This is a genomic window from Pseudomonas agronomica (assembly GCF_025917275.1).
Lineage (GTDB): Bacteria > Pseudomonadota > Gammaproteobacteria > Pseudomonadales > Pseudomonadaceae > Aquipseudomonas > Aquipseudomonas agronomica.
This window is the reverse complement of record NZ_JAOSHO010000220.1, coordinates 1-8,298: the sequence shown is the minus strand read 5'-3', so window position 1 is coordinate 8,298 and position 8,298 is coordinate 1. Positions and strand designations below refer to the sequence as shown.

The window sequence follows — 8,298 nt, the reverse complement described above, 5'->3', positions numbered from 1 at the left end:
TCAAACAACACTGCTCTATCAACTCCTTCAACGCTTCGATTAACTGAAGCGCCTGACCTATCGAAACCTACTTAACTCATTGAAATTCAAGGAGTTTTTAGTTTCGACTGCGCCGGAAGTGGGGCGAATTATAGACACATGGAATCTGCCGTCAACCGTTATTTTCATAATTCTGTCATATCAGTCAAAAAACCCCTGTAAACGCAGAAGCCGGCATCCAAGGGTACCGGCTTCTGCGCTTATCGATTACAAACTGGGGAATGCGAACTGTGAAGCCTCGTGGCTGGCACGTTGCGGCCAGCGCTGGGTAATTGCCTTGCGACGAGTATAGAAACGCACGCCATCCGGGCCGTAGGCGTGCAGGTCGCCAAACAGCGAGCGCTTCCAACCACCAAAGCTGTGATAAGCAACAGGCACCGGCAGTGGTACGTTGACGCCGACCATGCCGACTTCAATCTCATCACAGAACAACCGCGCCGCTTCACCATCACGGGTGAAGATGCAGGTGCCGTTGCCATACTCGTGATCGTTGATCAGTTGCATCGCCTCTTCGAGGCTATTGACCCTGACGAGACACAGCACCGGTCCGAAGATCTCTTCCTTATAGATACGCATCTCGGGCGTCACGCGATCGAATAGGCAACCGCCGAGGAAGAAGCCCTCCTCATGCCCTGCCACACTCAAGCCGCGACCGTCGACAACCAGCGAGGCCCCCGCCGATACGCCTTCTTCTATATAGCCACTGACCTTGTCGCGATGCTGACCAGTAACAAGCGGCCCCATGTCCAGCCCACACGAAGTCCCCGCGCCGATCTTCAGCGCCTGGATCTGCGGCACCAACTTGGCCACCAGCGCATCCGCCACCTGATCGCCGACACACACCGCCACCGAAATCGCCATGCAACGCTCGCCGCACGAACCGTACGCGGCCCCCATCAACGCGCTGACGGCATTGTCCAGGTCAGCATCAGGCATCAGCACCGCATGGTTCTTCGCCCCGCCCAATGCCTGCACACGCTTGCCGCGGCGAGTGCCCTCGGCATAGATGTATTCGGCAATCGGTGTCGATCCGACAAAACTCAGCGCCTTCACTTCCGGTGCCTCGATCAATGCATCCACCGCGGCCTTGTCACCGTGGACCACGCTCAGAACGCCCTTGGGCAAACCGGCCTCCAGCAACAGCTGGGCGATCAGCAGTGTCGAACTCGGATCGCGCTCGGAAGGCTTGAGGATGAAGCAGTTGCCACAGACGATAGCCAGTGGGTACATCCACAACGGCACCATCGCCGGGAAGTTGAACGGCGTGATACCCGCCACAACCCCCAAAGGCTGGAAGTCTGACCAGGCGTCAATATTGGGTCCTACGTTGCGACTGTATTCGCCCTTCAGGACTTCCGGCGCGGCACAGGCAAACTCGACGTTTTCAATACCGCGCTTGAGCTCACCGGCGGCGTCTTCCAGAGTCTTGCCATGTTCTTCGCTGATCAACTGCGCGATGCGCGACTCGTTCTGCTCCAGCAACTGCTTGAAACGAAACATGACCTGGGCGCGCTTCGCCGCCGGCGTATTGCGCCAGGCCGGGAAAGCCGCCTTGGCAGCCTCGATGGCGCGTTGAATGGTTGCGCGATCCGCCAGCGGTACCTGATGGATTGCCTGCCCGGTGGATGGGTTGAACACGTCGGCGGTGCGTGCGCTGTCGCTCAACAGCTCGCCATTGATCAAATGCGGAATGAGACTCATGGGGACTCCAGACGGATCGAACAGCGGACGCCCAGGGGGCGTCCTTATATAAAGAGGGAATCAGTCGACTTTGTTCAGCACTTCGCCAACCGCATCGAACAGCCGATCAAGGTCCTGCGGTTTGCTGTTGAACGTTGGCCCGAACTGCAGCGTGTCGCCACCGAATCGCACATAAAAGCCAGCCTTCCACAACGCCATGCCCGCCTCGAATGGGCGAACGATCGCGTCGCCATCGCGCGGTGCGATCTGGATCGCCCCCGCAAGGCCAAAGTTGCGAATGTCGATGACGTTTTTCGAGCCCTTCAAACCGTGCAAGGCCTTTTCAAAATGCGGCGCGACTTCGGCCACGCTCTGCACCAGGTTTTCCTTCTGCAACAGGTCCAGGGCAGCCAAGCCTGCTGCGCACGCCACCGGATGCGCCGAATACGTATAGCCATGGGGAAATTCCACGGCGTATTCGGGCGTCGGCTGGCTCATGAAGGTCTGATAGATTTCGGAACTGGCGATCACAGCCCCCATGGGAATCGCACCATTGGTGACTTGCTTGGCGATGCACATCAGGTCCGGCGTCACACCAAAACTGTCGGCGCCAAACATCGCACCGGTACGACCAAAACCAGTAATCACTTCGTCAAACACCAGCAGGATATTGTGCTGATCGCAAATTTCCCGCAGACGCTTGAGATAGCCCTCTGGCGGAACCAGGACACCGGCGGACCCCGCCATGGGTTCGACAAACACCGCGGCGATATTGGAAGCGTCGTGTAATTCGATCAGCTTCAACAACTCATCGGCCAAGGCAATGCCACCCTCCTTCGACATGCCGCGGGAAAATGCATTGCCAGCAAGCAAGGTGTGCGGCAAATGATCAACGTCCATCATGGCCTGGCCGAACAATTTGCGGTTACCGCTGACGCCGCCCAGGCTGGTGCCGGCGATGTTCACGCCATGATAACCGCGGGCCCGGCCGATCATCTTGGTCTTGGTGGCCTGCCCCTTGAGGCGCCAGTAAGCGCGAACCATCTTCACAGCGGTATCGGCGCACTCGGACCCGGAGTCGGTGAAGAACACATGGTTGAGGTTGCCCGGGGTCAGGTCGGTGATTTTTTCCGCCAACTGGAACGACAGTGGGTGCCCATATTGGAATCCCGGCGAATAGTCGAGCGTGCCCAATTGCTTGGCGACCGCTTCCTGGATCTCCTTGCGGGTGTGCCCGGCGCCGCATGTCCACAATCCCGACAGCGAATCGTAGACCTTGCGTCCCTTGTCATCCGTCAGCCAACTGCCTTCGGCGGCGACGATCAGCCGGGGGTCGCGTTGGAAATTGCGATTGGCCGTGTAAGGCATCCAATGGGCATCCAGCTTGAGCTGGCTGGCCAGGGAACCGACAGCGTGTTCGGGCATGTTCATCGACAAAACCTCGCAAGACATAAACGGAATGAAATCAGAAGCGTTCTTGCGGCTACGTTGCCACGGCGATAAAGTCGGTGAAATCCAGCTTTTCTAACCTTCAGTCAGCGGTTCAGTAAACTATGAGTATTCGTCGTCCCGATCCGCTGGCCCAGGTTAGCGACTTCGATATTCGCTTGTTGCGGATCTTTCGCAGCGTGGTGGAATGCGGTGGATTTTCCGCCGCCGAAACGGTGCTTGGCATCGGTCGCTCGGCCATCAGCCAACAGATGAACGATCTGGAACAACGCCTTGGGCTGCGCTTGTGCCAGCGTGGCCGCGCGGGATTTTCACTGACTGAAGAAGGCCGCGAGGTCTATCAATCGGCCCTGCAGCTCTTGAGTGCGCTGGAAAGTTTCCGCACCGAAGTGAACGGTCTTCATCAACATTTGCGCGGCGAACTGACCATAGGCTTGACAGACAACCTCGTCACCCTGCCCCACATGCGCATCACCCATGCATTGGCCCAGTTGAAAGAACGCGGGCCGGACGTGCAGATCCAGATTCGCATGATCGCCCCCAACGAAGTCGAGCAAGGTGTGCTGGATGGTCGCCTGCATGTCGGCGTGGTTCCCCAGGCCAGTGCGCTTTCCGGGCTTGAGTACCAACCGCTCTACAGCGAGCGTTCATTGCTGTATTGCGCCGTGGGGCACCCGCTTTTTTATGTAGATGATCAGCAACTGGAAGACGCGCGCCTTAACAGCCAGGACGCCATCGCGCCGACGTTCCGTTTGCCGGCCGACATCCAGGCCCATTACCAGGCGCTGAACTGCACCGCCAGCGCATCGGATCGCGAAGGCATGGCGTTCCTGATCCTGACGGGGCGTTATATCGGTTATCTGCCGGACCACTATGCCAATCTCTGGGTCCAGCAAGGACGGCTGCGAGCCCTCAAGCCCTTGGCGCGTTTCTACGACCTGAGCCTGGCGTCGGTCACGCGAAAGGGACGTCGTCCTCATCTGGTGCTGGAAAGTTTTCTCGAAAGCCTGGCGGCAACGCGCTGATTCTCCGCCACGCATGGCTTTTATCGCCGCAACACTTGTCGGATCCGCGCCGGTGCGCTATGAACGCATTTGCCCGCCCCCACAGACCCAGCCCGGAAATGTCCATGACCTTTGAAGTTCCCGCCCATGGTGGCAAGCCTACCGGCCGCATTCGTCAACAGAACGAAGAGACCATCCTCAGGGCCGCCGAGGATGAGTTCGCCCGTCACGGTTTCAAGGGCACCAGCATGAATGCCATTGCCTTGAAGGCTGGATTGCCCAAGGCGAACTTGCATTACTACTTCACCAACAAGCTCGGGCTCTATGTGGCGGTGCTGAGCAACATCATCGAGTTATGGGACAGCACGTTCAATTCCCTGACAGCCGAAGACGATCCGGCTGAGGCATTGAGCCGATATATTCGCGCCAAGATGGAGTTCTCGCGCCGCCAACCCCAGGCGTCGCGGATCTTCGCCATGGAAGTGATCAGCGGCGGCGAATGCCTGAGCGAGTATTTCAATCAGGACTATCGCACCTGGTTCAAGGGCCGGGCGGCTGTTTTCCAGGCCTGGATCGATTCGGGCAAAATGGACCCGGTCGATCCGGTGCACCTTATCTTCCTGCTCTGGGGCAGCACCCAACATTATGCTGATTTCGCCACCCAGATCTGCCGCGTGACCGGTCGTAGCAAGCTGACCAAGCAAGACATGATCGACGCCGGCGACAACCTCATCCGTGTCATTCTCAAAGGCTGCGGCCTGACACCTGACCTCTAGGATTACATGCCTTATACCCTCGTCGGTTTTTGCGAATACCGTGAAGAGATTCGCAAAAGCCGTTTCATTACTCTCGCCGCGCCCATCACCTGCCCTGCCGACGCCCAGGCCTTTATCGAGCAGCACAGCGACCTCGATGCCACTCACAATTGCTGGGCCTGGAAACTCGGTGAGCAGTATCGCAGCAGCGACGATGGCGAACCGGGCGGCACCGCCGGGCGTCCGATCCTCGCAGCCATCCAGGCCCAGGACTGCGACCAGGTCGTGGTGCTGGTCATCCGCTGGTACGGCGGCATCCAACTGGGTACCGGCGGGTTGGCCCGGGCCTACGGCGGCGGAGCAAACAAATGCCTGCAGAACGCTGAAAAGGTTGAACTGATCAGCCGCGTGTCGCTGCGCTGCCTTTGCGGGTTCGCGGAGCTGGCCCTGGTAAAACTGCGCACAGCCGAATGCGGTGGCGTGGTGAACGCCGAGCGTTTCACCGCCAATGGCGTGGAACTTCAGTTAGCGGTGGGCAAAGAACACATCGAAACATTGCAGGCGCGGCTGAGCGACCTGAGTCGCGGGCAGATACGCCTGGAGCGAGAAACCCCATGACGTCTGCCGCCGATTTGCCCACATGCACTGTGCACCCGCTTGTGGATAACCTGGGCGCATCATGCTGTAACCCTTCTGTCATGCGGCTTCCAGAGGTTTGTTCATTTTTCGTACAGGGAAACCGAGATTGTCCGAATCCACACCAAAAACAAGTGGTTGCGGCGCTTTATCACCTTTAGAAGAAAGCCACACAGGGCTTATGCCTGACGATAACGCTTGCACACAATTACTGTGGAGCAACCTGTGGATAACCCGTTCATGGCTCGAGCATCCCCAAGAGCGGCATGGCTCGCAGCCGCTTGTTCATTTTTTAACCAGGCGTTATTGGGCAACATGACCAAATCCGACGCGTAGCGTCACGCTTTGAAACAACGGCTCAGGAAACGCTGTCCATTAAATCCGTGACTTTTTCTTCTCAAGGAAGCACTCATGAATTCGGCAAAAAAAGCATTGATCATCGGCGCCTCCCGAGGCTTGGGCCTTGGCTTGGTGAAGACGCTTCTGAGTGATGGTTGGCTCGTAACCGCCACGGTGCGCAACCCGCAGGGTGCAGAGACTTTGAAAGCGCTGGGGCCGGTACGCGTCGAGAAGCTCGACATGGACGACCAGCAAGCCGTCATCGCCCTGAGCCAGCAGCTCAAAGGCGAAACCTTTGATCTGCTTTTCGTCAATGCGGGCGTCAAGGGCCCCGCCAACCAGAGCCCCGGCGGCGCGACGTTGGCTGAGGTCGGCCAGTTGTTTTTCACCAATGCCGTGGCCCCGATCAACCTGGCTCAGCGTTTCGTCGGGCAAATCCGCGAAGGCAGCGGCGTACTGGCCTTCATGAGCTCCGTGCTGGGCAGCGTCACCATGCCCGACGCGCCGGAATTGGCGCTGTATAAGGCAAGCAAGGCCGCGCTCAATTCGATGACCAACAGTTTTGTCAGCCAATTGGACGGGCAGTCATTGACCGTACTGTCGCTGCATCCGGGTTGGGTGAAAACCGATATGGGCGGGGAAGATGCGCAAATCGATGTGGAGACCAGCACCCGCGGACTGATCGATCAGGTCAATGCCTTCGCCGGCAAGGGCGGGCATCACTTCGTCAATTACAGAGGCGAGACGATTCCCTGGTAAACACCACGAATTCATTGCGAGAGCGGGCTTGCTCGCGAAAGTACACAGTCAGGTAACAAGATGTCGGCTGATACGCCGCTTTCGCGAGCAAGCCCGCTCCCACAGTAGAACTTAACTGGGCACTGGAAATGCGTCCGGCAACCTGAGTAAACTCCGAACCGCGCCCTCCCACGGCGCCCCTGGATCAGCAGACAGGGCATCACTGAGCTGGCTAACCTGAACCCATTTTCAGAGGAGCCGGCATCATGCCTGCGACCCGTACCTGGTTGAAAAACCCCCTCGCCATTTTTACCGCCAACGATCTCGATGCCCGTGGTGGCCTCGTGCTGCAGGACGGCGTGATCGTCGAACTGCTGGGGGCCGACCAGCAACCTGCCCGGCCGTGCGACAAGATTTTCGATGCCCGCGAGCACGTCATCCTGCCAGGGCTGATCAACACCCATCATCATTTCTATCAGACCCTGACCCGCGCCTGGGCGCCTGTGGTCAACCAGCCGCTATTCCCATGGCTGAAGACGCTTTACCCGGTATGGGCGCGACTCACACCGGAAAAGCTCGCCCTGGCCAGCAAAGTGGCACTCGCCGAACTGCTGCTGTCAGGCTGCACCACGGCGGCCGACCACCACTATCTATTTCCGCAAGGGCTGGAAAACGCCATCGACGTGCAAGTACAAAGTGTCCGCGAACTGGGCATGCGCGCCATGTTGACCCGCGGTTCGATGAGCCTGGGCGAGGCCGACGGAGGCTTGCCGCCGCAGCAGACCGTGCAGCAGGGGCAGGTGATTCTCGATGACAGCCAGCGGCTGATCGCTCGATACCATGAACGCGGTGCGGGCGCGCAAATCCAGATCGCCTTGGCGCCGTGTTCACCCTTTTCGGTCACGACAGAAATCATGAGCGCCAGCGCCGAACTCGCCGAAGAGCTCGATGTACGCCTGCACACCCACCTCGCAGAAACCCTCGATGAAGAAGATTTCTGCCTGCAACGATTCGGCCTGCGCACCGTGGACTACCTGGACAGTGTCGGTTGGCTCGGCCCTCGCACCTGGCTGGCCCACGGCATTCACTTCAACCCGGACGAAATCAGCCGCCTCGGCGCCGCTGGCACCGGCATCTGCCACTGCCCGAGCTCGAACATGCGCCTGGCCTCGGGCATATGCCCGACGCTTGAATTGACGGCCGCCGGCGCACCGCTTGGCCTGGGCGTGGATGGCTCGGCGTCCAACGACGCGTCGAACATGATCCTTGAAACTCGCCAGGCGCTATACATCCAGCGCCTGCGCTACGGCGCCCAAGCGATCACCCCGGAACGGGTGTTGGGTTGGGCAACCCGAGGGTCGGCGCAACTGCTGGGGCGCAGCGACATCGGCGAACTGGCAGTGGGCAAACAGGCCGACCTGGCACTGTTCAAGCTCGATGAGTTGCGCTTTTCCGGTAGCCATGACCCGATCTCGGCCCTGCTGCTGTGCGGCGCGGATCGGGCTGATCGGGTGATGATCGCCGGTGAGTGGCGAGTGATCGACGGGCAGGTCGAGGGCCTGGACCTGAAAGGTTTGATCGCCGATCACACCCAGGCGGCGCGGGAATTGATAGCAGCCTCCTGATCAAACCACAAACAATGTGGCAGCGAGCTTGCC

General features: G+C 59.2%; 7 protein-coding genes. 5 read left to right on the top strand and 2 right to left on the bottom strand.

The features are described 5' to 3' along the window. Positions 1–246 precede the first annotated feature (246 nt). Both OC610_RS16220 and OC610_RS16215 read right to left on the bottom strand, forming a co-directional pair. Complete coding sequence (locus OC610_RS16220; protein ID WP_264429023.1) at positions 247–1,740, bottom strand: CoA-acylating methylmalonate-semialdehyde dehydrogenase; 1,494 nt, start codon at positions 1,738–1,740, stop codon at positions 247–249. 60 nt (positions 1,741–1,800) lie between these two features. Continuing rightward, positions 1,801–3,150 (bottom strand): aspartate aminotransferase family protein, encoded by a 1,350-nt coding sequence (locus OC610_RS16215; protein WP_264429022.1) that lies wholly within the window; start codon positions 3,148–3,150, stop codon positions 1,801–1,803. Between the two features lie 122 nt (positions 3,151–3,272). Here OC610_RS16215 and OC610_RS16210 point away from each other — a divergent pair, with 122 nt between their 5' ends. From OC610_RS16210 to OC610_RS16190, 5 genes are all read left to right on the top strand, one after another. Beyond that, positions 3,273–4,193, top strand: coding sequence for a LysR family transcriptional regulator (locus OC610_RS16210; protein ID WP_264429021.1), 921 nt, complete (start codon positions 3,273–3,275; stop codon positions 4,191–4,193). A gap of 104 nt (positions 4,194–4,297) precedes the next feature. Further along, positions 4,298–4,948, top strand: coding sequence for a TetR/AcrR family transcriptional regulator (locus tag OC610_RS16205; protein WP_264429019.1), 651 nt, complete (start codon positions 4,298–4,300; stop codon positions 4,946–4,948). Positions 4,949–4,954: 6 nt separating this feature from the next. Then, entirely contained in the window at positions 4,955–5,545 is a 591-nt protein-coding gene (locus OC610_RS16200) for an IMPACT family protein (protein ID WP_264429017.1), read from the top strand. 429 nt (positions 5,546–5,974) lie between these two features. Next, positions 5,975–6,661: an SDR family oxidoreductase gene (locus OC610_RS16195; protein ID WP_264429015.1), complete on the top strand. Its 687-nt coding sequence runs from the start codon at positions 5,975–5,977 to the stop codon at positions 6,659–6,661. Between the two features lie 245 nt (positions 6,662–6,906). Further along, entirely contained in the window at positions 6,907–8,265 is a 1,359-nt protein-coding gene (locus OC610_RS16190) for an 8-oxoguanine deaminase (RefSeq protein ID WP_264429013.1), read from the top strand. The last annotated feature ends 33 nt before the right edge of the window (positions 8,266–8,298 follow it).